The 25,319-nt window shown below is 43.1% G+C and carries 24 protein-coding genes, 1 tRNA gene and 3 pseudogenes; 16 read left to right on the forward strand and 12 right to left on the reverse strand.

The annotated features are described in order from the left end of the window. From C510_RS17450 to C510_RS0100170, 10 genes and pseudogenes are all read right to left on the reverse strand, one after another. Positions 1 to 466 (reverse strand): annotated as a pseudogene (locus C510_RS17450) (hypothetical protein); the annotation flags it as partial. Between the two features lie 179 nt (positions 467 to 645). Further along, positions 646 to 1,062 (reverse strand): helix-turn-helix domain-containing protein, encoded by a 417-nt coding sequence (locus C510_RS0100130; protein ID WP_018709307.1) that lies wholly within the window; start codon positions 1,060 to 1,062, stop codon positions 646 to 648. Next, positions 1,046 to 1,399 (reverse strand): helix-turn-helix domain-containing protein, encoded by a 354-nt coding sequence (locus C510_RS0100135; protein ID WP_018709308.1) that lies wholly within the window; start codon positions 1,397 to 1,399, stop codon positions 1,046 to 1,048. Before C510_RS0100135 ends, C510_RS0100130 begins: the two co-directional genes overlap by 17 nt. A 275-nt stretch (positions 1,400 to 1,674) precedes the next feature. Continuing rightward, positions 1,675 to 2,003: pseudogene (locus C510_RS17670) on the reverse strand (IS1595 family transposase); the annotation flags it as partial. A 259-nt stretch (positions 2,004 to 2,262) separates the two neighbouring features. Beyond that, the gene (locus tag C510_RS0100145) at positions 2,263 to 2,964 is read right to left on the reverse strand and encodes a DUF1266 domain-containing protein (RefSeq protein WP_018709310.1); all 702 of its coding nucleotides are present in this window, start codon (positions 2,962 to 2,964) and stop codon (positions 2,263 to 2,265) included. A gap of 3 nt (positions 2,965 to 2,967) precedes the next feature. Then, the gene (locus C510_RS0100150; protein ID WP_025892495.1) at positions 2,968 to 3,357 is read right to left on the reverse strand and encodes a hypothetical protein; all 390 of its coding nucleotides are present in this window, start codon (positions 3,355 to 3,357) and stop codon (positions 2,968 to 2,970) included. 119 nt (positions 3,358 to 3,476) lie between these two features. Beyond that, positions 3,477 to 4,370 (reverse strand): annotated as a pseudogene (locus tag C510_RS17840) (IS1595 family transposase). A 134-nt stretch (positions 4,371 to 4,504) separates the two neighbouring features. Then, the gene (locus tag C510_RS0100160) at positions 4,505 to 5,446 is read right to left on the reverse strand and encodes a ComF family protein (RefSeq protein WP_018709313.1); all 942 of its coding nucleotides are present in this window, start codon (positions 5,444 to 5,446) and stop codon (positions 4,505 to 4,507) included. 177 nt (positions 5,447 to 5,623) lie between these two features. Continuing rightward, a complete protein-coding gene (locus C510_RS0100165) occupies positions 5,624 to 6,037 on the reverse strand; it encodes a virulence RhuM family protein (protein WP_013617246.1) in 414 nt (137 codons plus the stop codon). 44 nt (positions 6,038 to 6,081) lie between these two features. Next, the gene (locus tag C510_RS0100170) at positions 6,082 to 7,296 is read right to left on the reverse strand and encodes a site-specific integrase (protein ID WP_013617247.1); all 1,215 of its coding nucleotides are present in this window, start codon (positions 7,294 to 7,296) and stop codon (positions 6,082 to 6,084) included. Between the two features lie 472 nt (positions 7,297 to 7,768). Between C510_RS0100170 and C510_RS0100175 the strand changes: the two genes are divergently transcribed. The 10 genes from C510_RS0100175 (at position 7,769) to catA (ending at position 17,941) form a co-directional block, all read left to right on the forward strand. Next, positions 7,769 to 9,052 carry a site-specific integrase gene (locus C510_RS0100175; protein ID WP_018709314.1) on the forward strand — a complete coding sequence of 428 codons (1,284 nt, stop codon included), beginning with the start codon at positions 7,769 to 7,771 and terminating at the stop codon, positions 9,050 to 9,052. A gap of 66 nt (positions 9,053 to 9,118) precedes the next feature. Then, positions 9,119 to 10,411 carry a PDDEXK nuclease domain-containing protein gene (locus tag C510_RS0100180; RefSeq protein ID WP_018709315.1) on the forward strand — a complete coding sequence of 431 codons (1,293 nt, stop codon included), beginning with the start codon at positions 9,119 to 9,121 and terminating at the stop codon, positions 10,409 to 10,411. A gap of 11 nt (positions 10,412 to 10,422) precedes the next feature. Continuing rightward, entirely contained in the window at positions 10,423 to 11,442 is a 1,020-nt protein-coding gene (locus C510_RS0100185) for a hypothetical protein (RefSeq protein WP_025892499.1), read from the forward strand. A 75-nt stretch (positions 11,443 to 11,517) separates the two neighbouring features. After that, the gene (locus C510_RS0100190) at positions 11,518 to 11,928 is read left to right on the forward strand and encodes a SecDF P1 head subdomain-containing protein (protein ID WP_018709317.1); all 411 of its coding nucleotides are present in this window, start codon (positions 11,518 to 11,520) and stop codon (positions 11,926 to 11,928) included. 468 nt (positions 11,929 to 12,396) lie between these two features. Beyond that, positions 12,397 to 12,705: a DUF3853 family protein gene (locus C510_RS0100195; protein WP_025892500.1), complete on the forward strand. Its 309-nt coding sequence runs from the start codon at positions 12,397 to 12,399 to the stop codon at positions 12,703 to 12,705. 14 nt (positions 12,706 to 12,719) lie between these two features. Further along, a complete protein-coding gene (locus C510_RS0100200) occupies positions 12,720 to 13,796 on the forward strand; it encodes an AAA family ATPase (protein ID WP_025892501.1) in 1,077 nt (358 codons plus the stop codon). A 215-nt stretch (positions 13,797 to 14,011) separates the two neighbouring features. Beyond that, complete coding sequence (locus C510_RS0100205) at positions 14,012 to 14,971, forward strand: toprim domain-containing protein (protein ID WP_018709320.1); 960 nt, start codon at positions 14,012 to 14,014, stop codon at positions 14,969 to 14,971. A 245-nt stretch (positions 14,972 to 15,216) separates the two neighbouring features. Beyond that, a complete protein-coding gene (locus C510_RS0100210) occupies positions 15,217 to 16,683 on the forward strand; it encodes a mobilization protein (RefSeq protein ID WP_025892502.1) in 1,467 nt (488 codons plus the stop codon). 77 nt (positions 16,684 to 16,760) lie between these two features. After that, positions 16,761 to 17,225 (forward strand): glyoxalase/bleomycin resistance/dioxygenase family protein, encoded by a 465-nt coding sequence (locus C510_RS0100215; protein ID WP_018709322.1) that lies wholly within the window; start codon positions 16,761 to 16,763, stop codon positions 17,223 to 17,225. Positions 17,226 to 17,305: 80 nt separating this feature from the next. Then, positions 17,306 to 17,941, forward strand: a complete 636-nt coding sequence (gene catA, locus C510_RS0100220; RefSeq protein WP_018709323.1) for a type A chloramphenicol O-acetyltransferase — start codon at positions 17,306 to 17,308, stop codon at positions 17,939 to 17,941. Between the two features lie 169 nt (positions 17,942 to 18,110). Here the strand turns inward: catA and C510_RS0100225 are convergent. After that, positions 18,111 to 18,195, reverse strand: a tRNA-Ser gene (locus C510_RS0100225). Between the two features lie 154 nt (positions 18,196 to 18,349). Between C510_RS0100225 and C510_RS0100230 the strand changes: the two genes are divergently transcribed. The 3 genes from C510_RS0100230 to C510_RS0100240 all read left to right on the forward strand — a co-directional run bounded on the left by C510_RS0100230 (position 18,350) and on the right by C510_RS0100240 (position 22,964). Then, complete coding sequence (locus C510_RS0100230) at positions 18,350 to 20,860, forward strand: endonuclease MutS2 (protein WP_018709324.1); 2,511 nt, start codon at positions 18,350 to 18,352, stop codon at positions 20,858 to 20,860. 150 nt (positions 20,861 to 21,010) lie between these two features. Then, positions 21,011 to 22,219, forward strand: coding sequence for an L-serine ammonia-lyase (locus tag C510_RS0100235; protein ID WP_018709325.1), 1,209 nt, complete (start codon positions 21,011 to 21,013; stop codon positions 22,217 to 22,219). 103 nt (positions 22,220 to 22,322) lie between these two features. Then, positions 22,323 to 22,964, forward strand: coding sequence for an HAD family hydrolase (locus C510_RS0100240; protein WP_018709326.1), 642 nt, complete (start codon positions 22,323 to 22,325; stop codon positions 22,962 to 22,964). 19 nt (positions 22,965 to 22,983) lie between these two features. Here C510_RS0100240 and C510_RS0100245 read toward each other — a convergent pair whose 3' ends face one another. After that, positions 22,984 to 23,637, reverse strand: coding sequence for a DUF1349 domain-containing protein (locus tag C510_RS0100245; RefSeq protein ID WP_025892503.1), 654 nt, complete (start codon positions 23,635 to 23,637; stop codon positions 22,984 to 22,986). A 119-nt stretch (positions 23,638 to 23,756) separates the two neighbouring features. On the opposite strand from C510_RS0100245, the gene C510_RS0100250 reads away from it, so the two are divergent. From C510_RS0100250 to rpmA, 3 genes are all read left to right on the forward strand, one after another. Continuing rightward, positions 23,757 to 24,515 (forward strand): response regulator transcription factor, encoded by a 759-nt coding sequence (locus C510_RS0100250; RefSeq protein WP_018709328.1) that lies wholly within the window; start codon positions 23,757 to 23,759, stop codon positions 24,513 to 24,515. A gap of 166 nt (positions 24,516 to 24,681) precedes the next feature. Beyond that, positions 24,682 to 24,999, forward strand: coding sequence for a 50S ribosomal protein L21 (rplU, locus tag C510_RS0100255; RefSeq protein WP_018709329.1), 318 nt, complete (start codon positions 24,682 to 24,684; stop codon positions 24,997 to 24,999). A gap of 21 nt (positions 25,000 to 25,020) precedes the next feature. Further along, a complete protein-coding gene (gene rpmA, locus C510_RS0100260) occupies positions 25,021 to 25,284 on the forward strand; it encodes a 50S ribosomal protein L27 (RefSeq protein ID WP_018709330.1) in 264 nt (87 codons plus the stop codon). Positions 25,285 to 25,319: the final 35 nt, after the last annotated feature.

Consider the following 25,319-nt stretch of genomic DNA (forward strand, 5'->3'; position numbering starts at 1 on the left):
CCTCAGTCTCCGTTTCGGCATTTTCTCTTTTCATCTCCTCCGCAGCCTGCTGTTCCTCAGTTTCCGTTTCGGCATTTTCTGTTTTCGCCTCCTCCGTAGTCTGCTGTTCCTCAGCCTGCTGGTACGCCGATGTATCCACTTTGTGCGGTGCGAGCAGGTCAGCGTTCGCCACAGGGTCTTTCAGCAGGTCCTTGATAACCGGAAGCAGAGCTTCCACCGTGTCCGCTGCCACCCTGTAGAAACCGAATCGTGTCGGCTCCTTACACTGGCGGTAGAAATTTCTCATGAAATTGTCTATCGCATCCCCGTGGCGGTCAAAGCGCAAAAACTCCTGCGAGTGTTCCGCCTTTGCCTGTGCCCTCTTGGGATAGCCCCTGGCATCCAGTCCGGCAACCACACTGATTTCGCCCGTCTTCTCGTCGCGGACGACCAGTACATCCTCTTGCTTTTTCTTTTTCTGTTCCATTGATTGATTTTTTTTTATTGTTTGATGATAGTCCCGCCGGTATTCCCGTACAGGTCTGTTTATCTTTTCGTTCCGGTTTCCCGTTCACCTTTCAGTCCCGGTTTGCATCAGGCTCGCCCTCAGCTTTCCGTTTACATCCGGTTCACCATCCATTACTGATTTTTCTTTTCGCCTCCGTTTCACGTGCGTTTGTCAGTTTCGGTATTCCTTCTGCCTCCTTTTTTCCCTTTCGCCGTTTTGCCCGGAGCTTTCTTTCCCGTTCCTTCCTTCACTTTCAGCACCCTTTTGCCGTCCAGCGTCACCTCTTCCATGTTCCGGCTGATAAACTCCAGCACGTCCGATTCCTTGTAGTAGGTCTTGCGGCTGATTTTCTGGTAACGCAGTCCGTATTCGCTGCGGAACCGCTGTAGCGACCGTTTGCTCGTTCTCAGCATCTCGCACAGGTCCTGATTGTCATACAGCCGTTCTCCGTCCATGTACTTCACGCCCGCCGCTTCCTTGTTTATCAGCACCGATATAATGCTGTCCAGCCGGTCAATCCGTTCCATGAGGCGCTTCATCCATTCCTCGAACACATCCTTACCAATCCCTTCCATCATCCGCCTCCTTTCTTGTCATCAGGTAGTTATGCTTGAACTCCTCCAGCGTCTTGGGATTGCAGTGTACGATTTTCCGTCTCACGCATTCCTCCAGATCCGTCAGTCTGTACCGGCACTTGCTTCTCACCATCATGTAGGGAATAGTCTTGTCCTTTCGCATCCGTTGCAGTGTCCTCGTGCTGATTTTCAGCAGGTCCGCCGCCTCCTCGCTCGTCAGCAGGATTTCCGCTTCCTCCTTCGGCACGTTATCTTTCTTGAAAACATAGTCCGCTATGCGGTCTATCTTCTCCATCATCGTCTTCACGACCTCATTGTCCATCGTTATTATTTCCATATCCTTCCGTATTGGTTACGCTGCAAAGGTGCGCAACTCCACACAGGCACAATCCATAGTATTTCCATAGTAGGGAATGATTTTCCTTATTTTTCTTCCGTAATCCCCGTTTTCCCCGCATACGGGCACAAAAAAAGCGGCTCCATCCGGCACTAAAGCACGGATGAAGCCGCCTGATTCATTAACAATCTTATCTAAATTGCTTCGCTTATCAAAACTACATCTTTAGAGTCTTAACCAAATCTTTTATTTCTTTTTCTTCTTTCCTTTTTAAGTTTATCTTTTTTATTGGGAATGATTTGCTTCTTCAGATGTCCCACCACTTTGGAAGACTTCCCTTTCCAGGGATGTCTCTACTAAGGCACACTTTCCAGCATGACCATCACTTTGGACTTTTTCTGACTGCCACGTCCCCTTTTTAAGCTTGCAGACCATCCCCCAAACAGGCTGCTATCATTTATGCCCTCAGCTGACGGCGGATTTCTTCTGTAGAAAAGGATTTCTTGGTACTCACCAACAGGAACATGGTGGCAATCCAGTAGCGGAATGGGAGGCTGTGGCAGTTCCGGCACTCGAAACAACGTTTGTGGGCATACCAACGGTGATTTGGCACTTACAGCTAAAAATAAGTTCATAAATGAAGCTTTATTAGGAATAAGTAACCAACTTATATACGTGCAACTATTGTTTAGTGTATCTAGTTTGGGAATATCAATTGCTGCCAAAAGTATATCATGGAGTAGCCATTTTTTCTTTTATCGTGATATTATTTTAAGGAATACTTGGGTGAAAAGAGGAATAATAAACGTCTATATTACTAGACATGTAAAATAGACGTTTATTTAATAGTGAGATCAAGAGTTTTATATTTTTTGTTTAAATTTAAGCTCTGATGATAATTTGTCGATGATTTTTATGGCGTAGTTTAATTCTTCATTATTAATAGCACTTAATTCTCCGTGAATAATTCGGTTACGCATATTGAGTGTATAATAAAAATCTTTAGCCTTTTGTGGGTAATTTTCATCAAATGTCCCTAAATATAATTGCATTACACTTAACAAAGATGAGGCTTGCTTGTTTTCTTCTTTGAAGTATTGTTGCTTTAAGTTCCATTCAAAATCATTCCATTTGTTCATGTAAATATCAACAAGCTTTTTCTTGTCAGGTATTTGTCGTTGCTTATTTTTAATACTATAGATAATGATTACTGACATAAATGCTATAATAAAACTTGCAACTGTCATGATAAATGTTAAGAATTCGATATCCCTAGATGTATTACTATAGCCAACGATAAAATACAATATGCTTATTAAGAATACTATTATACATAGTGTAGCTATGTATAGAAATTTTCGTTGTTGCTTTATCATATTCTTAATTACCATATTGTAGATGGAGTTGTAATTATCCAATGCATATTTTGCTTGAATGAGATCTTGTACAGTTATTTCTCGGTCTCCGTTGGTAAACGGAACACGAGAAATAATATCTGATTTGTATTTTTCCAACTCTTCATTAAGCCATATTTCCGCCTCGTGGCTTATTATTTTATTTGTCATAATTTATTTCGATTTATATGTTATTTGAATAACGAGAAAAATGATATATACAACACCTAATGATACAGCAGCCCATTTTTTTTGAAAATCAAAGAATGGCATAATTGCCAAAATCAGAGCTATTAATCCTTGTATCCCTGGGCAGATGTAATCAATAAAAATAGGATCTTTTTTCTTTTCGACTCTTTCTTCTATCACATATTTAACAGCCCGTTGTATTGTGTGAGGAGTTATTTGTACCAGGTTGATATCATTAGTAGATGATAATTCCATGCGTTCAGATTCCTCACAAATTTTACTTACAAAAACTAAAACCTGTTTCTTAATTTCTGTTTGGGCTTCTTTCGTATATTTGCCATTTGGCGTTTTCTCTTTTGGTATAATAATATTCATAAAATCTATTAATATGTAAGCTTTTACGTTGCAAAGATACATAAAATTGGAACAAGATGATGGTTAATATAATGATTTCACAAGTTATTCTTATTTTCAGTGAACAAACGATATAATGATTATCCGCATGCTATCCGTCTGCATGTTCTTGACTTGCAATAGACGTTGTAACTGATGACTGATAGGACGACTTTGTTGAAAAGCTTCTTTCCAAAATATCTTCTGTTGAACTTGTATCAGAATTCGTTGAGGTAATATTGTAGATACTCGTATTTGATTCTGTGGTGCTGCATACCCAAAAGCAATCTCTTAGCATTAGCATTGCTAATGGCGATATGTACCTACGGCAGCATCTTTGCCACGTTCTTTTTGTCCGAAATTACCGTATCTATCTATATACATGTTCCCGAGCTTATGGCTAGAGGTGGAATCATCAGTGGTCGGTTAGACGGATGATTCAAGGTGTCTCTTTGCAACATTGCTGCCTGTCTGTGTATTCAGGTCCGGAAAGACCTACATCCTCAGATATCCCTCCAATTTGGACTTCTTCTGACTGTCACGTCCCTTTTTTAGTGAAGTATCCTTCTCTTTTTCGGGACGTTTCGTGGTGAAGAATCCGTCATCAAGCTCAATCTGTCGTCCTGGGAATACAGTACGTCATGTTTACCCATGACATCACGAAACTTGCAGAGCATCTTCTAGACAGGCTGGTATCGTTTATGCCCCAACTGACGACGGATTTCTTTCGTGGAGAAGGATTTCGGTACTCATTAGTGGGAACATGGTGACGATTTAGTAGTAGAACGGAAGTTTACTATTCTAAATGATAGTACCTAAACGTAAGAACTGACGGATGTTGTGTTCCGACACTCAAAACAGCATTTGTGGACATCTCAACGATGTTCGGTACAACCGCAATGCTTGCCTACGACTCCGTAGCGTTCCTATTGTTCTTTCAAATAGATCACATAGGATTCATCTTCGAAATTACTCATGAAATTCAGAATATTCATATTGAGAGACTTTAATATCTACCAGTATAAATATGCTGAATTTCAATAATATATAAAACATTTCACATGATATGTTTACAATCATAGTGTTCAAGTTTCAACGGACAATATACGGATAATCATTATAGTAAGTTTCATACTGTTTTCCCCAGAAACACCCCGATAACCGACAATGCCCCCAGTTGTTTCATCTTTCGTTGCAGTTGCCTGAAGCTCTCCCCGGTCGTGAGTACATCATCCAGCAGGACAACATTCTTTTCTCTAATATACCGCCGTGTGAATTGCAGGTTCCGCAGTATGTCCTTATCCTTTCCCTTTCCTTTCAGCTGCTCTCGGTCTTCCTCTATCCAGATGGCCTTGAAACCGTCCGTAATGCCCAGCCATTCCGACAGATAGTAGCACACCACCGGAAAGCGTTTCCGCTGTCTTTCCCTTGTCGATGCCGGTATAGGTATCAGTACCGTATCTTCCTTCGTTCCGTTGAATCCCGCATGTTTCAGACACAGTGCCAGTATCCGTGCGACCAGCTCGCCACAGTGTCCTCCTTCCTTAAAACGGAATATCAGGTTGCTTACCCGTTTTTGGTGTGCATTCGTCTTTTCAATCTTCGTTGGGTAATAGTCATGCAGGTAGTGACACCTGCATCCGTCTATAAGAACTTCTCCCTTGAACATCGTTTCGTACGGATAGAAATCCATTTTCTTCTCCCTTTCAAACGTAAAGTTCAGCACATCCCTCATCATGGCATTCCATTCCTTCGACCTGCCCAGTGAATACCATCCCGCATGTTTCCCGGCTTCCATCAGGCACATGCCGATTTCCATCGCCTCGCTGAACCGCTGGTGCGAGACGATGTACCACCCGTGTTTCCGGCACAGACCGGCAAACTCCTTTATGTCCGCAGTCAGGAAGTACATCATGCCTTCCTCTCTGATGACTACCGTCAGTTCCGACTTCGGTTTCTCCCTGCAGAACAGGCTCTCGCTGTAATTCACTCCGTGCCATACCGACTCCGTGCATTCCTCATCGCAGAACTGCACTTCCACCTCTTCAAGCAGGTCAAATTCTTCCACCATACCGTTTCCGTCTTTAATTACAGGTTTAAGAGGGATTTAAGTTACACATTATTATCGGTTTACGGATAAGCGTATTTACAGTTTTACATTTTTTAACTTGTATAAAACACGTGTCGGGACAGCCTCCCGAACAGGGGAGACTATCCCGACACGTATATCCGCCATATCCTGCGACTTTCAGTTCCAGCTGTTTCTCTTTTCGCCGCTCATGCAGAGAATCACCGTACTTTTCTTCTTTTCAAATGATTCTGCCAGCCGTCTTGCAGCCCATTTTCTGAATGCCTCGCATTTCAGTCCCTTCATGCGGAATCCCAGTGCAATGATGGTTGCCAGACTGTAGAGGTCCACACTGCAATTTTTTCCGTTATAGGTGAAATGTTCCACCCGCACATCCCGGTATTCATCAAAGTCACCGGTTTTTGCAAGGGATTTCAGTCCGGCATTTACCGACTGTACAAACACTCCATACGCCCGTGCGATGTCGCATTTCGGCAACCATACCTCGCCCTTGTCGTCCGTTTCTATCCTTACGCTCACCTTATCAGGTGCATTGCGGTTATATTCCACTTCAAAATTGCCAAATCTCACCATAATAGTTGCTTTTATACATTATATATGGAATCTCAGCATGGAGGTCATAACATGGCATCCAGTTTTCCTGCAAGGACCTCCATATCCTTTCTTATCTTCTCATTGGTTATGCGGGCATAGATTTGCGTCGTTTCAATGTTCGTATGCCCCAGCATTTTCGACACCGTTTCAATCGGCACGCCTTTAGCCAGAGTAGTGGTCGTAGCAAACGTGTGACGTGCCAGGTGGAAGGTAATATTTTTATTTATACCGCACAAATCCGCAATCTCTTTTAAGTAAGAATTAAGTTTTTGATTGCTCAGTACAGGCAGCAACTGACCTTTGGGGAGCTGACCTTCATATTTCTGGAGTATCGCTTGGGGTATTTTCAGCAGCGGTACGTTTACCGGAGTATCTGTCTTATGACGGTGCGTCATGATCCACGGCTTCCCGTCAAACGAGATTCTGATGTCGCTTGCCTTCAGTTCCTTCACGTCCACATATGATAATCCCGTGTAACAGGAGAACAGGAACACGTCCCGTACCTGTTCCAGTCTTTTAGTCGGAAACTTCTTCTTCATTATCTTTTGCAGTTCCGCATCCGTCAGATAGCCTCTGTCCACACGTTTCAGTCTGATTTTATAATTTGAAAACGGGTCAGTATAAATCCAACCGTTATTTTTGGCGATGATTACAATCATCTTGAACGTCTGCATGAATTTTGCCGTAGTATTCTCATTGCATTTGCTTTCCGTTCTCAGATAGTTCTCGAAGTCCGTAATGAACATATGGCCGATTTCCTTCAGTGATATATCCGAAATATTGTATTTCACTTTCATAAATTCCTCCAGCCTTCGGTAGCAGCGGTCATACTTTGCGAGGGTGGCAGGAGTCTTGCTGATGCCGACCAGTTTTCTTGCATCCTCATTGTGTTTCTTGAAAAGTTCCAGCAGTGTTCTTTGTTTCGCCGTTATTCCCAAAAACGCATTGCGTATTTTTTCTACCGTTACGAATGACTCATGCACTTCAATATCCCGGTAGTGGTTTTTCAGCGAAGCACGGATGTCCTCCAATGTTTCATTCAACTGGCGGGCTTTTTGTGTATTTCCTTTCGCCTTGCCCAATGTGGTATCCCATTTATCAGGTTCTATATCCAGCTTTGAGCTGAATTGAGAAATTTCACCGTTAAGCGACAGACGAATCATAATACCCGCTTTTCCTTCCTTGTTCAGATAGTTCTTTCTTAGATAGAACAGAATCTTAAATGTACTCTTACTCATATCCTTTTTTAATTTAGCTCCGTTACAGTGGGTGTAATGACTTCCCTCTGCAAAGGAATAATTAATAATTGGGTTATAAGCAGACATTTGAACGTCAATGAGCGACAAATCAAGGACTTACATCGAAAATCGTTACAGAAGATTTTCCCGATTTTCCTGTAACGATTTTGTAACGGAACTTTGTCTGAAGTGGGCATTTTAATGTCTTTCGGTTGTCCACCGGATAAATAGAAAAAGTCCCGTAAAACGTTGATTTTACGGGACTTGTCTTAATTTGACTACCTAATGTCTTAGGTTTCAGCGGAGAGACAGGCTCTCGAACCTACACATTCAAGAAATATCATAAAATTGCAAATCATTGATAATCACACACAATTTGGAATGCATAGTAAATCTAAATCTTTCTGAATATCTTTTGCTATTCCAAATATTGGGTGTATATTTGGGTGTAGAATTTCAAACGCACCCAATTATGAATATCAAACGAAACATCATTTTTGCATTGGAAAGCCGGAAGAAGAACGGTGTGCCAATCGTGGAGAACGTGCCTATCCGTATGCGTGTCATATACGCAAGCCAGCGCATTGAGTTTACAACGGGTTACCGCATTGATGTAGCCAAGTGGGATGCTGACAAGCAGCGAGTGAAGAACGGGTGTACCAACAAATTAAAGCAAAGTGCATCTGAAATCAATGCCGATCTTCTGAAATACTATACCGAAATTCAAAATGTGTTCAAGGAGTTTGAGGTACAGGAAACCATGCCAACCACCCAACAACTAAAGGATGCGTTCAACCTACGGATGAAGAATGCCAACGAAGAACAGCAGGAAGAAGCACGAATAAGTTTTTGGGAGGTGTTCGATGAATTTGTAAAAGAATGCGGCAACCAGAATAACTGGACTGAATCCACATACGAAAAGTTTGCAGCCGTTAAAAATCACCTCAAGGAGTTCAAGGAAGATGTGACCTTTGAGTATTTCGATGAGTTCGGTTTGAACGAGTATGTCAATTTCCTGCGAGACAAAAAGGATATGAGGAACAGTACCATCGGCAAGCAAATGGGATTTCTCAAATGGTTTTTACGGTGGAGTTTCAAAAAGGGATATAACCAGAATATCGCATACGACACATTCAAACCTAAACTGAAAACCACTTCCAAGAAGGTAATCTTTCTTACATGGGATGAGCTGAACAAACTTAAAGATTATCAAATACCCAAAGACAAACAATATCTGGAACGTGTCCGGGATGTTTTCCTGTTCTGTTGCTTCACCAGTCTGCGATATTCGGATGTCCGTAACTTAAAGCGAAGTGATGTTAAGTCCGACCATATAGAAGTTACCACCGTTAAAACGGCAGACAGTCTGAGTATTGAACTGAACAAGTACAGTAAAGCCATACTTGAAAAATACAAGGACATCCATTTTGAAAACCACATGGCACTGCCCGTTATCAGTAATCAGAAAATGAACGATTACCTGAAGGAACTGGGAGAACTGGCAGAAATTAACGAACCTATACGTGAAACCTACTACAAAGGAAATGAACGTATAGATGAAGTTACACCGAAATACGCATTGCTCAGCACACATGCAGGAAGAAGGACATTCATCTGTAATGCGCTGGCTCTCGGTATTCCAGCACAGGTTGTAATGAAATGGACGGGACACAGCGACTACAAGGCAATGAAACCGTACATTGACATAGCCGATGATATTAAGGCTAATGCAATGAACAGGTTCAACCAACTATAAAAGTATCAGTCAGTTTCACAGATTATCATTTATTAAAGTTATCTTTGTTAAGTAATAGTTAGTGATATGGAGAATAACAACGAACATAATATAAAGAAAGGTCATTTTGATGCCTTTGTCCATGCTGTCGGTTCGGAAATAGAACAGGCACAAGTCCGGTTGATTACCGCTGCCAATGCGCAGATGTTGTTCCATTACTGGAAAATGGGTAATTATATACTGTACCACCAACACCTGCATGGGTGGGGTGGTAAAATTATCAAGAAGTTGGCGCAGGCAATCCGATTCAATTACCCGGAAAAGAAAGGATATTCGGAGCGTAATCTTACTTATATGTGCCAGTTTGCCCGTTTATATCCGTTAAATGTACTTCGTAGTTTTATTGAAACAGATTCAATACTGTCTGTCCCCAATATTCAAAACATTACTAATGAAGTCCTTAAACTTAATAGCGGGCAATTTACGCAGGAACTTACTGCGCAAATACAATCTACAGATAATCAATCTTTAGAAATTACGCAGGAGATTCCTGCGCAATTTCAGAATGTAGCAAAAACAGTAGCAACCATCTATAAAATAAAAATAGAGGATATAGAAGATTTATTCTTGACGTCACCGATTGCAAGAATAAATTGGGCAAGCCATATGGTCATACTCAATAATCCGCTACCATTAGGTGTAAGGTATTGGTATATGAAACAATCTGTAGAAATGGGGTGGAGCAGTAATGTGCTGAAAATGCAGATTGAAAGCAATCTGTATGACAGACAAATCAAGAGTAACAAGGTAAACAACTTCACTGCCACACTTCCGGCACCTCAAAGCGATCTTGCCAATTATCTGTTAAAAGACCCGTATATCTTTGACTTGGCAGGAGCAAAGGAAAAGGCTGACGAAAGGGATATAGAAGAACAGTTGGTAAAGCATGTAACCCGTTACTTGCTGGAAATGGGTAACGGCTTTGCTTTTGTTGCCAGACAGAAACATTTCCAGATTGGGGACAGTGACTTTTTCGCCGACCTGATTCTATATAATATCAAGCTTCACGCCTATGTTGTCGTGGAATTGAAAGCAACACCATTCAAACCGGAATATGCAGGGCAGTTAAATTTCTATATCAATGTTGTAGATGATAAACTGAGGGGAGAAAATGATAACAAGACCATCGGTCTTTTGCTGTGCAGGGGTAAGGATGAGGTCGTGGCACAATATGCCTTGGCTGGATATGACCAGCCGATAGGTATCAGCGACTATCAATTGAGCAAGGCAGTACCCGAAAATCTGAAATCTGCCCTACCGAGTATAGAAGAAGTGGAAGAAGAACTGACCTTATTCCTTGACAAGGACAAGAACCCTTAATATTAAAGTATATGGCAGGAAAGATACAGACGATGATTCCCCAATACGGAGAACTCAACAGAATATACAGAGACTATATAGATAATTACGCTTTCTCTTTTGACAGGCAGAAATTCATATCGGATTTCTATCAGGAGTATAATGACATGAAATCCTTTGAAGCCGCCATACTTGAACTGGTGCTTGACAGGCAAAAAGAGCAATACACCTTGATACTCAACAGCCTGAAAACTGAAATAGAAAAGAGCATACAGGCTTATGAGATACGCCCGTTAAGTGACAGAGCCATAGAACGTGCTTGCTATCAGCACATGGAAAGGTATTCTCAGGAAATTGAAGCCCAGCTGGATGTTACAAGAAGTCTGAGCAAGCCGCTGAATGAAGCCAACAACAGGTATGATTCCATTGGTTACAGGGAGCATACAGCCGAAGAGGAAAAACAGGCAGAAAAAGAATATGAACGCTGCAAGGCTGAATATGACAGGGAAAAAGCAAAACTGAACAAACTCTATGACCAGCAAAAGGCTGCAAGAACAGAGGCATTCCAATATATGAAGAACTGTTGTTCGGACATATACCGTCAAAGCAGCCTTTTTCTGGATATATTAAAGAAATACATTCCTGACGGGAAGCAGCAGGACGAACCGGGCAAACCAATCAGTCAGCAGGAAACAACAGAAGAACAACAGGAATATTTCAGCATGAAATTACTTTCGCTCATTCATGAGGTGTGCATAGGAGAACAGTTCGAAGAAATTTCCGCACCGGATTTCTATGCCAATATGAATCTTCACCCCTGCAACTGTAAGCTGAAAATAAAACCGAGAGAGAAAATACGTGTATGCTATCTGATATTCCTGATGAGCGAGAAACTCTCCAAGCAGGACAGGGACAAATGGAAAGACAGAATACTGAAACTGCTGGATATTGACGACAGCTACTACAAATCCAAATACAAGGAGCCTGTTTCAGATTTCCCCAGTGACAGCAACCAAAATTTCGCCAAGGAAATGGAACATATATTCAGATAATCCCACTAAACAAAGCATTAAATTAAAGCAAATCTAGAATCTGGTAATAGGTAACAATTATTAATTCAACAAATTATGAGAAAGAAATTCCACTTTGGCTTATTAGCCTTAATTTCAAGTCTATTTTTCATCACAGGATGTGAGAACAAAGAACGAGAAAATGGATGGTACTATGTTTCTGATAATCAAAGCAAAGAGTTGTCGGAAAAGCCCTTTATGACTACTAAGGACATATCAGAAGTATCTCTTGAGACAGATAATACAGGAAACAGTATCATCGTTTTTAAACTTAAAAAAAATGGTATGAAGAAACTGGAAAATGCAACAGATTTGTCAAAAGGAAAATATATTGCTTTTTTTTATGATGGCACTATCATTTCAATGCCTCTTGTCAATGAGAAAATTTCTTCTGAATTTATGCAAATTACAAATTCAGACTCTTCTTTACTTAAAAATGTCTATAATAGTTTAAAAAAACAAATATAGATACAAAAGGACGGTGTGTCATAATACCCAAATTATAAAGATTTACCCCTGTCACAGATAGCTGTAGCAGGGGTTAGTCTTTCAAAAAGGGAGTTTTGACACAACCCCTTTTCCCAAACCATAAGCTAAAAATTGATATAAGCTAGTGTCACATCCTTATGCACATAACCAACATTTTTCATGTTGCTAATCTGTCGCCTATAATTGGACAGGACTTCATCATTTATTTGTACCTCTTTCTGCGCAGCGTGATATATTTTGCTATTTTACGATATTTCCACTTTTACCACTCGAAATAATTTTTGAGTGGTATTTTTATTTTCTGATATTCAATAAGATATAATAATATTCGGCTTATACCGTCCCCATCCTTACCACTCATAACCCTATCTAATTTTGCATCGTTCGAGAACAGAAATAACAGCCAGTGCGCAGGGCTGATTGTTTAACGACTAAATAGATTGGACGATGACAGATATCCAAGAATTATTATCAAAACCCGTCTGGCAGATGACAGGCGAAGAATTCATATTCCTGAGTAAACATGCTTCAGGTCAGGTCGAAGCATTGCCGCAACCCGTTACAGACACGGAAAAGAAGTATGTGTACGGAATACTCGGTATAGCCAAACTGTTCGGGTGCAGTCTGCCCACTGCCAACCGCATAAAGAAAAGCGGTAAGATAGACAAGGCGATTACCCAGATAGGGCGCAAGATTATCGTAGATGCAGAATTGGCACTTGAACTTGCCGGGAAGAAAACAGGAGGACGGAAATAATGGGAGGTATGCTTATGGACTATATGAAAGAAATAAAGGAGATTTCGGCAGAACAGGCAATAATCCTTTGGCAAGCTTCACGCCTGAGCCTGTCGAAAGTCTACGAGAAAGCACCTGAGATTCTAAAAGTGCAAGGTTCGGTCATTGGTACACTGGGCAATTTCAGTGCATCTATCGGCAAAGCCAAAAGTAAAAAGACTTTCAATGTATCGGCTATCGTAGCCGCTGCATTGAAAAACGGTACGGTACTGCGGTATGTTGCGGAACTACCGGAAGAAAAAAGGAAGATTCTTTATGTGGACACGGAACAAAGCCCTTATCACTGTCTGAAAGTCATGAAACGTATTTTACGGCTTGCTGGTCTTCTTGATGACAGGGACAATGAACATTTGGAGTTTCTCGCTTTGAGGAAATACACGCCCGAACAGCGTATCAGGATTGTTGAACAGGCTATCTATAATACACCGGACATAGGGCTTGTAATCATAGACGGCATCCGCGATATGGTATATGACATCAACAGTCCGGGAGAATCGACACGCATTATATCCAAACTGATGCAGTGGACAGATGACAGGCAGATACACATCCATACGATACTCCACCAGAACAAAGGCGATGAAAACGCAAGAGGTCATATCGGTACGGAACTGAACAACAAGGCGGAAACCGTTCTGCTGGTGGAAAAGGACAAGAGCAACGGGGATATAAGCAATGTTTCAGCCATGCACATCCGTGCAATGGATTTCGAGCCTTTCGCTTTCCGTATCAACGACAATGCATTGCCTGAACTCATAGAGGGGTACAGACCCGAAGCGAAGAAACCCGGAAGACCGGAAGAGGAAAAGTTTGACCCTTACAGACATATTAGCGAACAGCAGCACCGCATAGCACTGGAAGCGGCTTTCGGACTGAAAGAGGAATACGGCTACAAGGATCTGGAAACCGCCTTAATCAAGTCATATATGTCGGTAGGTGTAAAACTGAACCATCAAAAGGCGGTATCACTTATCACCATGCTCCGGAACAAACGGATGATAGTACAGGAGAACGGCAGGAAATACACGTTCAAGCCGGACTTTCACTATTAGACCGTCTAACCTGTAATCACTTCACTTTATTCGGCTGGTCTATATATTAAGGATTAAGCGAAGTGGTTGCAGGGTATGGTAAACCGCTTCACTTTATTACCGTATTCTATATATACGAAAATAAAGTGAAGTGATTATACAGACCGTACTTCATAAAAAGGTACGGGCGAAAAGAGAATAAATATTCCAACCATTATTCAAACACTCATCTTATTATGGATATACAGACAGCAAAACAAATCAGGATAGCGGATTTTCTGTACAGTTTGGGCTATTCTCCAGTCAAACAGCAAGGTATCAACCTGTGGTATAAATCCCCGTTACGGGAAGAGACAGAACCCTCGTTCAAAGTAAATACAGAGCGCAACCAATGGTATGATTTTGCAATTGGTAAAGGTGGAAATATCATTGCACTGGCACAGGAACTTTACTGTTCCGACTATGTGCCTTATCTTCTACAGAAAATCGAGGAACAGACACCACACATACATCCCGTGTCTTTCTCTTTTGGCAAGCAGCCATTTTCTGAGCCGAGTTTTCAGGAGTTGGACATTGTGCTGCTGGCTTCTCCTGCCCTGCTTGCCTACCTACAGGAAAGAGGGATAAACACGGCACTGGCGAAAAGAGAATGTAAGGAAGCCCGTTTCACCCACAGCGGTAAACGGTATTTCGCCATTGCCTTTCCGAATATATCTGGAGGTTATGAAATCCGCAACCGATATTTCAAGGGATGTGTCGCACCGAAGGAAATATCACACATCAGGCATTCGGGAGAACCGAGGGAGACCTGCTACGTTTTTGAGGGATTTATGGATTACCTTTCCTTTCTTACCTTAAGGCTGGAAAGCTGTCCGCAATCACCCGATTTCGACAGGCAGGATTACATAGTTCTTAATTCCGTAGCCAATGTTCCCAAGGCACTCTATCCGTTGGGAAGCTATGAGCGCATCCACTGTTTCTTTGACAATGACCGTGCAGGAATGGAAGCCCTACAGCAAATCCGAAAGGAGTATGATGCTACTCGGTATATACGTGACGCCTCTCAAATCTACAATGAATGTAAAGATCTGAACGAATATTTACAGAAACGAATAGCTGATAGAAAAGAGCAAGCGCAATCTGTCAAAAAGAGGAATGATACGCTATCCAAAAAACCGAAAAGCTTCCGGTTATAGCCCACTATAACTACACGCTTCGCTTACGTAGTTGTGGGCTCTCCCGAGGGGATTAGGGCTTTGCCCTAATGACCCACTCAGGGCGTTTCTCCCCTGAGAACCCCGAGCAAAGGCTTTTGCAGAAGTGCAAAATGCAGACCCTCTCTTTGCAATCTCCGCTTATGGGTTACACCCCTAAGAACCCTGTGCGGTTATGAGTGGACAACAGAATATTTTATCAACAATCCGAATCAAAATTTAAGAATATGGCAACAAAATCAAGCATACACATCAAGCCCTGCAGAGTCACATCAAGCGGGGCCCATAACCGAAGAACAGCAGAGTATATGCGCAATATCGGCAAGTCTCAAATCTACATCGTACCCGAACTGACTTCCAATAACGAGCAGTGGATAAACCCAGGCTTCGGCAATCCTGACCTGCAGGCGCACTATGAAAACATCAAACGGATGGTCAAGGAAAAGACCGGACGAGCAATGCAGGAAAAGGAGCGTGAACGCAAAGGCAGGAACGGGAAAATTACCAAGGTGGCGGGATGCTCGCCAATCCGTGAGGGCGTGTTGCTCATCAGACCGGACACGACACTGGCAGATGTGCGCAAGTTTGGCGAAGAATGTCAAAGACGCTGGGGCATCACACCGCTACAAATCTTCCTGCACAAGGACGAGGGACACTGGCTTAGTGGACAACCCGAAGCCGGGGATAGGGAGAGTTTCCAAGTCGGTGAAAAGTGGTTCAAGCCAAATTATCATGCTCATGTCGTTTTCGACTGGATGAACCACGAAACCGGAAAGAGCCGAAAGCTCAATGACGAGGACATGACGGAAATGCAGAGTTTGGCATCCGACATTCTCCTGATGGAGCGTGGGCAGTCAAAGGCTGTTACCGGCAAGGAACATCAGGAACGTAACGACTTTATCATTGGGAAGCAGAAGGAGGAAATGAAGCGGCTTGATGCCACGAGGCAATACCGGGAACATCAGCTGGAAATGGCGAACAAAAAGATGCTGGAAACGGAAAATATTACCAACGCCCTTATCGAAAAGGCAAATGAAAAGGAACAGCAGAGTGAAGAGCTTGACAGGGCTATCAGCGAGAAACGCTCCAGACTGAACAAGGAAAAAGGAAGCGAGCTTCTGAACGCCGCTGTCGGCTGGGCTACCGGGAAATCGAAAGCCCTGAAAAATGAAATAGAGGATTTGCGCACTGAAATTTCCACGCACGAGGAAACCATCGAACGGTTACAGGATAAAATCCAGACCATACAGAACGACCATAGTCGTGAGCTGATGCAACTGGAGGCCAAGCACCGGTCCGAACTGAACCGCAAGGAAACGGAACATACACAGGAAACCACAAGGCTTAAAAACCAGATTGCATGGCAAAGTCATATCATCGGTTGTCTTAGTTTTCTGCTGCTCAAAACGAGCGACATCTTCCGTAAGGCGGTACACAGTGTCATCCGTTTTGCCCGTGATTGTTACAAGTTCCGTCTTGACACGGAACAAGTATCGGACATCAAGAGTGCCCTCAATCTCTTTGGCAATGACAAGCAATCGCATCGTGCTGCCGAGGATTTCCTGTATTTCTCAGCCAAGCAGAAAGGTAACTTGGATAGCCGTGAACAGGTAAAAGCTCAGCGAGAGGTTGGCAATGTGGTGGATGGGCTTTACGATCATCAACAGAAAAGAGGATTTTCGATGAAAAGATAACGAATAATCAACAGATTATCATAAGTGTCTCAAATACTTTTCGTATATTTGCACAACGAACTTAAACCGTTTATAGAATGACAAAAGCAGAATTGACAAATACCATATCAGAAAAGACAGGTATTCATAAAAGAGAGGAACAAACCGGGGATATAACTGAAACTCCAAATGTCATGAGAAAAGAACATGAAATTGCCGAGTGTATAAAGTGGGGATGGGTATATCATCATACAGGAATACCTACTACGGAAAAGAAAGAGGGTGAAGTATATATACCTCATTTGAAATTTTATGTATCAGGATTTCCGACCAGTCCTTTCGGAATAGAATGGATGCGTTTTGAAGAAGATTGCCAGATGCATCCTCTCGTACAGAAAGTACCTCATATTGCATTTGAGGTTCAGGATATAGAAAAGGAAATCAGGGAAAGGAAACTGACTGTACTTACACCTGTAAACTCTCCGGCAGACGGAATATTGGTTGCAATGATAGAGCACAACGGAGCTCCCATTGAACTTATTCAATTTGAGAGAGGTAAATAGCTGCTACTGTAAGCCGGGCATAGGACAATACCCCCTGAAAAAATCTATATAAATACAGATCTATAATAATTTTTATCACAATGTTTAAGATAATAGACAGAAACAACTGGACAAGAAAGCCTTATTTTGATCATTTTTTCGATAAGGTACCTTGTACATACAGTGTAACGGTTAATATTGAAATTTCGGAAATTATCAGATTCAAGACAGAACATAAAACTAAGCTCTATCCTCTTCTTATTTATGCCTTATCAAAAGCGGTAAATTGTTATGATGAGTTCAGAACAGACATAAACGAGAATGGAGAAGTAGGGATATGGGAAACACTACACCCATGTTATACAGTTTTCCATAAAGAATGTGAAACCTTTTCCAATATATGGACGGAATGGGATAAAGATCTAAATACCTTTTTATCCAATTATAACCAGGATATAAAACTCTATGGAAATAATACCGATATAGATGCCAAACCTCAAACACCTAAGAATGTTTTTCCCATATCCTCATTACCTTGGACTACGTTCACAGGATTCAATCTTAATATAAAGCCCGATACCGGATACTTATTGCCGATTTTTACATTCGGAAAATATTTTACGCAAGAAAATAAATTCTATATTCCGTTATCCATACAGGTACATCATGCGGTATGTGACGGATTTCATGTATCAAGACTTGTCAGTACAATACAAGAAATATGTATGGAAATATAATAAACGAAGCCTTCGGCAAGGTTACAGCCAAGAGCTTAAATGTTTTCATTACTCAAATAAAGTGTAATGCCTATGCAGTCTTACAGATTTCAATGAAACGACTCTCTTTAATTTTTGGGTGTAAAAAAGGGTGTAAATCTCGTAATTACTTGATTTACACCCTTTATTGCGGAGAGACAGGGATTCGAACCCCGGGTACCTCGCAGTACAACGGTTTTCAAGACCGCCGCAATCGACCACTCTGCCACCTCTCCGAAACCTCTGTTTTCAGAAGTACTTCCTTTCGAAAGCGATGCAAAGGTACGACTATTTTTTAAACCGCCAAACATTCAAGCGCGTTTTTTTGATTATTTTTCGCCATTATCGTAATTTTGCAGTCCAAACCAACATGAGAACGTTATTTGAGACATGATATATCCTCAGAATTTTGAACAGAAAATCGGATTTGACCAAATCAGGCAACTGTTGAAAAACAAATGCCTCAGTACCCTGGGAGAAGAACGGGTAGACGATATGGCCTTCTCTGACGACTATACCGACATCAACCGACGGTTGGAGCAGGTAGTAGAATTTGTCCGTATCATCCAGGAAGAAGACAGTTTCCCGGATCAATACTTCTTCGATGTACGGACCTCCTTGAAACGTATCCGCGTAGAAGGGCTCTACATGGACGAACAGGAACTATTCGACTTGCGCCGTTCGCTGGAAACTATCCGAGACATCGTACGTTTCCTGCAACAAACCGATGACGACGAAGAATATGCTGACGGGGAGGAGAACTCCCCCTACCCTGCCTTGAAAGAACTGGCAGGCGACATCCTGGTTTTTCCGCAACTGATTACCCGTATCAACAACATACTGGATAAGTTTGGTAAGATAAAGGACAACGCTTCGGCTGAACTGCTCCGCATCCGGCGCGAACTGAGCGCCACCACCGGAAGCATTTCGCGCAGCCTGAATGCCATCCTGCGTACTGCCCAGTCGGAAGGATATGTAGATAAAGATGTAACTCCGACCATGCGAGACGGACGTCTGGTGATTCCGGTAGCACCGGGTATGAAGCGTAAAATCAAAGGTATCGTACATGACGAATCGGCAACCGGGAAGACAGTCTTTATCGAACCGGCAGAAGTGGTAGAGGCCAATAACCGTATCCGCGAACTGGAGGGAGAGGAACGACGGGAAATTATCCGTATACTGACAGAATTCTCGGCAGTTATCCGCCCACAGATACCGGCCCTGCTTCAGTCGTACGAGTTTCTGGCTGAAATCGACTTTATCCGGGCCAAAGCCTTACTGGGACTGGAGTTCAAGGCCGGCAAGCCTTCTTTCGAGGACCGTCAGGTACTCGACTGGTTTGATGCCATCCATCCGTTATTGCAACTTTCTCTGGCCAAACATGGCAAGAATGTGGTGCCGTTGGAAATCGAGCTGACTCCCCAACAACGTATTCTGCTGATTTCCGGACCGAACGCAGGAGGTAAATCGGTTTGTCTGAAAACAGTAGGCCTCCTCCAATTCATGTTGCAGTGTGGACTGCTGGTACCGATGCACGAACGGAGCCATGCGGGTATCTTCAGCCACATTTTTATCGATATAGGTGATGAACAGAGTATCGAAGATGACCTGAGTACCTACTCGTCTCACCTGACCAACATGAAGGTAATGATGAAATCGTGCAACGAAAAAAGTCTGATTCTGATAGACGAATTCGGTGGAGGAACAGAACCGCAGATAGGTGGTGCCATTGCCGAAGCCGTACTGAAACGATTCAACCAGAAACAAACATTCGGAGTTATCACGACCCATTACCAGAACCTGAAACATTTCGCCGAATCACACGAAGGTGTGGTAAACGGTGCCATGCTATACGACCGCCACGAGATGCGCGCCCTCTTCCAATTGCAGATAGGAAATCCCGGAAGTTCGTTTGCGGTAGAGATTGCCCGTAAGATTGGACTTCCTGAAGAAGTGATAGCCGATGCCTCGGAAATCGTCGGCAGCGAATACATCCAAAGCGACAAATACCTGCAAGACATCGTTCGCGACAAGCGCTACTGGGAAACCAAACGACAAAACATCCGCAAACGGGAAAAACAGATGGAAGAAACCATCGCACGCTACGAGAAAGAGATGGAAGAGCTGGAACGTAGTCGGAAAGAGATTCTGAAAAAAGCCAAAGAAGCGGCCGAACAACTGCTTCAGGAATCGAACGCGAAGATTGAAAATACCATCCGTACCATCAAGGAGGCGCAGGCTGAAAAGGAGATGACACGCCTGGCACGTCAGGAACTGACAGACTTCAAGGAACAGGTAGCCGCCATCGAAAAACAATCTATGGAAGAAAAGATTGCCCGGAAAATGGATAAACTGCGCGAAAAGCAGGAGCGCAAGAAAGAGAAGAAAGCCCAACAACAGAAAACTCCTGCCCAGCCTGCTCCGGTAATCAAACCCATCGCAGAAGACGACTACGTCCGTATCAAAGGGCAAACCAGCGTAGGTCAGGTACTGGAAATCAACGGAAAGAATGCTGTCGTGATGTTCGGTCTGATGAAGACCAATGTGAAGTTAGACAAGCTGGAACGTACAGAGGCTCCTCAGCAGAACAAGTCTTTGACAAAGGCCACCTTTGTAAGCAGCGAGACCCAGGAACACATGTACGAAAAGAAGCTCAATTTCAAGCAAGACATCGATGTACGGGGTATGCGCGGTGATGAAGCCATCCAGGCTGTCACTTACTTCATAGACGATGCTATCCTGGTAGGAGTCAGCCGTGTACGTATCCTGCACGGAACAGGCACAGGTATTCTGCGTACCCTCATCCGGCAATACCTGGCTACCGTCCCGGGAGTGGCTCATTTCCAGGACGAGCACGTACAATTCGGAGGTGCAGGCATTACAGTGGTCGACTTGAAATAAAATCGGCTCATACCTATATTTCGGAAAGAAAAAATCCTAACTTTGCAGTACGGAGTCTTCCGTTGGATGTGCTTCATCCAGTGGCAGACTCCGTAGACGCATGATAACGGCGGAAACGCCACAAAACCATCAAACAAACCCAGAAAATCTATGAAATCAATCAGAGAATTATACCGAATCGGTACCGGACCTTCCAGCAGCCACACCATGGGTCCACGCAAGGCAGCCGAACGCTTCCTGGCCAAGCACCCCGAAGCCCACTCTTTCGAAGTCACTTTATACGGCAGTCTGGCAGCAACCGGTAAAGGCCACATGACGGATGTGGCAATCCTGGACGTTCTGCAACCTCATGCTCCGGTAGAAATTCTGTGGAAGCCGCATATCTTCTATCCTTTCCACCCGAACGGAATGACCTTCCGCTCAAAAGATGCCAACGGAAAAACCACCGATGAATGGACAGTCTTCAGTGTAGGAGGCGGTGCATTGGCAGAAGAAGGAGAAGACCGTACCGCTACTCCGGATGTCTATCAGATGAACACCATGAGCCAGATTCTGTACTGGTGCGAACATACCGGACGAAGCTATTGGGAATATGTAGAACAATGTGAAGGCCCCGAAATCTGGGATTATCTGTCGGAAGTATGGGCTACCATGAAAGAAGCCGTACACCGGGGACTGGACGCCGAAGGAGTACTGCCCGGCCCATTGAACTTGCGACGCAAGGCTTCTTCCTATTACATACGTGCCAAAGGTTACAAGGATTCACTGCGCTCACGCGGACTGGTCTTTTCTTATGCTTTGGCAGTAAGTGAAGAGAATGCATCTGGTGGTAAGATTGTAACGGCACCTACCTGCGGCGCCTGCGGAGTAGTACCGGCCGTACTTTACCATCTGCAACGGAGCCGTGAGTTCAGCGACGCCCGTATACTCCGTGCCTTGGCTACTGCCGGTCTGGTAGGAAACATTGTCAAGCATAACGCTTCCATTTCCGGAGCAGAAGCGGGTTGCCAGGCCGAAGTGGGAGTTGCCTGTTCCATGGCGTCTGCCGCTGCCAGCCAACTGTTCGGTGGAAGCCCTGCCCAAATAGAGTATGCCGCTGAAATGGGACTGGAACATCACTTGGGTATGACCTGTGACCCGGTTTGCGGACTGGTACAGATTCCCTGTATCGAACGAAATGCTTACGCCGCCGCCCGCGCCCTGGATGCCAACATCTACTCGGCCTTCACAGACGGACACCACCGGGTATCGTTTGATAAGGTGGTAGAAGTGATGAAACAGACAGGACACGACCTGCCGTCACTGTACAAGGAAACCAGTGAAGGAGGTCTGGCCAAGAATTACACACAGATGGATTAGAAAATAAACCCAAACAACGTATCAGGACGCTTCCCGAAGGTTTAACCTTCTACGGAAACGCCCTGATATTTTATATATCAGTTTCAAAATATCAATAAATTTCATGAAGACCTATCAAACCTACCTGTTCGATTTTGACTACACCCTGGCCGATTCCTCCCGCGGTATCGTCATCTGCTTCCGGAATGTGCTTGAACGTCACGGATTCCACCACATAGACGACCATACCATCAAGCGGACTATCGGAAAGACACTTCCCGAATCTTTTTCCATCTTGACAGGAGTCACCGATACAGATACACTGGAGACATTCCGGAAAGAATACGTGAAGGAAGCGGACCAGCATATGACTGTAAACACCAGGCTGTTCCAGGAAACAGAAAAAGTACTTCATACCCTGAAGGCCAAAGGTGCAACCATCGGAATCATTTCCACCAAATACCGCTACCGTATCCTGGAACTGGTAGGAAAGGTATTCCCGGAAGGATTCTTCAACATCATCGTAGGTGGAAAAGATGTCAAAAGTTCCAAACCGTCTCCTGAAGGTCTGAACATTGCCATCGAACGCCTGCAGGCCAATAAGGCAACTACCTTATATATCGGAGACAGTACGGTTGACGCCGAAACTGCCCGAAATGCCGGAGTAGACTTTGCAGGAGTACTACACGGCATGACTACCCGCGAAGAGCTGGCAGTTTATCCCCATGTATGCATCGCTGCTACCCTGGATGAGCTGGCGGAATAATTTCCGTCAGTCAGATATTCTATTCCTGATTTTTCTTCAACCATTCCAACCGACGCTGGTCCGGCAAATGTTTTACCTTGAAATGTTCGAAGGTAGCCTGGAAGCCATCACCGTCGGGACTAGCAGCCATCAGACCGACCATGACCGGAGTATTATCCTGTAGCCATGCATTCCGCATCATGACATATTCCTTGTCATCAAAAGAATAGAAAACCTCTACGGCATCCAAACGTCTTACAGCCTTTATCCAAATATACGGAACAGGCTTATCCAAAGTAATCACACTCCAGTCGGAAGTATGATGAGTCACAACAGTACTCAGATTGAACTTACCATCTACAAACTCAATACCGGTCTTGATATAATTCTCCTTATCAATACGAAGCATTATTCCGGCCTGATCAAAACGTGCCCTGTAATCTGCCGAAACCTTTACCTTCACTTCAAACTCTCCTCCATAAGTGGCATAATAGAAAGGAGCATCGTCCACTGTAAACCCATAATGAGAAATCCGCCAATAATCACTTTGTGGGGTAACCGACACAATCAGCGTATTCTCTTTAATTTCCCATTGTTCCGGTTCATTGAACCATTGCATCTTCTCCAAGGATTGTGCCCATCCCAACTGTACACTACCTAAAAAAAACAAGCCTGCCAATATAAACTTTCTCATTGTTTTGATGATTTGATAATGAATGTTTACCCAATATTCCAATCGGATTTTTAATTACTTTTGCAAAAATAGAGCATTCAGACAGTATATACAATGACTATAAATAACCATTTTTCATCATGGACATTATCGATAAATTAAACAAGGAACTATTGAAACAAAACTTCATAGGCCATTCCTACACATCTAAAGAACTGGACAAATACAGAGAAATTGCCCACAGATATGCCTGCATGGAAAATGCCATTTCTGTATTAAGTGACATGCAGACCAATATCAGTTATATTTATTATGGTGGATTCTCCGAGTTCTTGGGACTGAAAGGAACGGAAAAAGTCGACTGTATACATTCCATTTGGGAAGAAGGAATCTTCAAGCTGATACATCCGGACGACTTGTATCAGAAAAACCTACAGGAACTCAAGTTTTTTCACTTCATAAAGCACCAGCCTAAAAACAAACGGAAAGATTTCTACCTGATAAACAAACTGCGCATAAAAGATGCAGCAGGACATTACCACTCTACCCTACACCGGTTATTTTACATACCTGTTAAAAATGCTCCAAATACCATGTGGCTGGCTTTATGCCTTTATACACCACTGAGTCTGGAAATGCCCGGGAAAAGCGCTGTTATATATTCTGTAACAGGCCAACTGATAGAACTGAAGAACAAGGATTCCACACAGATACTTTCAGAAAGAGAAAAACAAGTATTACGCCTGATTCACCAAGGATGGACAAGCAAACAGATAGCCGAAACACTTACCATCAGTATCCATACAGTGAACAGACATCGACAGGAAATCCTTGGGAAACTTCAAGTCAAGAATTCAATTGAAGCATGCCGGATAGCTAAAGATTTAGGAGTGCTATAAAGACAAGGGGAAAGTTATCTGTTTTTATCGAAAATTTTCACAGAAAATATTGGCTATTTCATTTTAAAAGAGTACCTTTGCACCCGATTTGAGTCCGTGGAGGTAAACAAGTAACCGGATGAGAGCGGTTCACCTTACGGAAGAAACCCGTTTAATCATAAAAAGAATGTACGTAATTGTAGAAATTAACGGTCAGCAGTTCAAAGCTGAAGAAGGCAAGAAACTGTTTGTTCAGCACATCCAGAATGCTGAAAACGGTGCTACTGTTGAATTTGACAAAGTTCTGTTGGTAGACAACAACGGCACTGTAACAGTAGGTGCTCCTATAGTAGAAGGTGCTAAAGTGGTTTGCGAAGTAGCTTCTCACTTGGTAAAAGGTGACAAGGTATTGGTATTCCACAAGAAGAGAAGAAAAGGTTACAGAAAACTGAACGGTCACCGTCAGCAGTTTACTGAATTGACTATCAAACAAGTTATTGCTTAATCATTTAAAACGTAGAAGAAAATGGCTCATAAAAAAGGTGTAGGTAGTTCTAAGAACGGCCGTGAATCAGAAAGCAAAAGATTAGGCGTAAAGATATTCGGTGGCGAAGCTTGCAAAGCTGGTAACATCATTGTTCGTCAAAGAGGAACAGTTCACAACCCGGGTAACAACGTAGGTATGGGTAGTGACCACACTCTTTACGCATTGGTAGACGGTACTGTATGTTTCAAGAAAGGTCGCGAAGACAAGAGCTACGTTTCTGTAGTTCCTTTCGCTGAAGCATAATCCGACTCGAAAACGAATTCTAAAAGCTGTCCGCA

Origin of the sequence: Phocaeicola barnesiae DSM 18169 = JCM 13652, from assembly GCF_000374585.1 — a bacterium.
GTDB lineage: Bacteria > Bacteroidota > Bacteroidia > Bacteroidales > Bacteroidaceae > Phocaeicola > Phocaeicola barnesiae.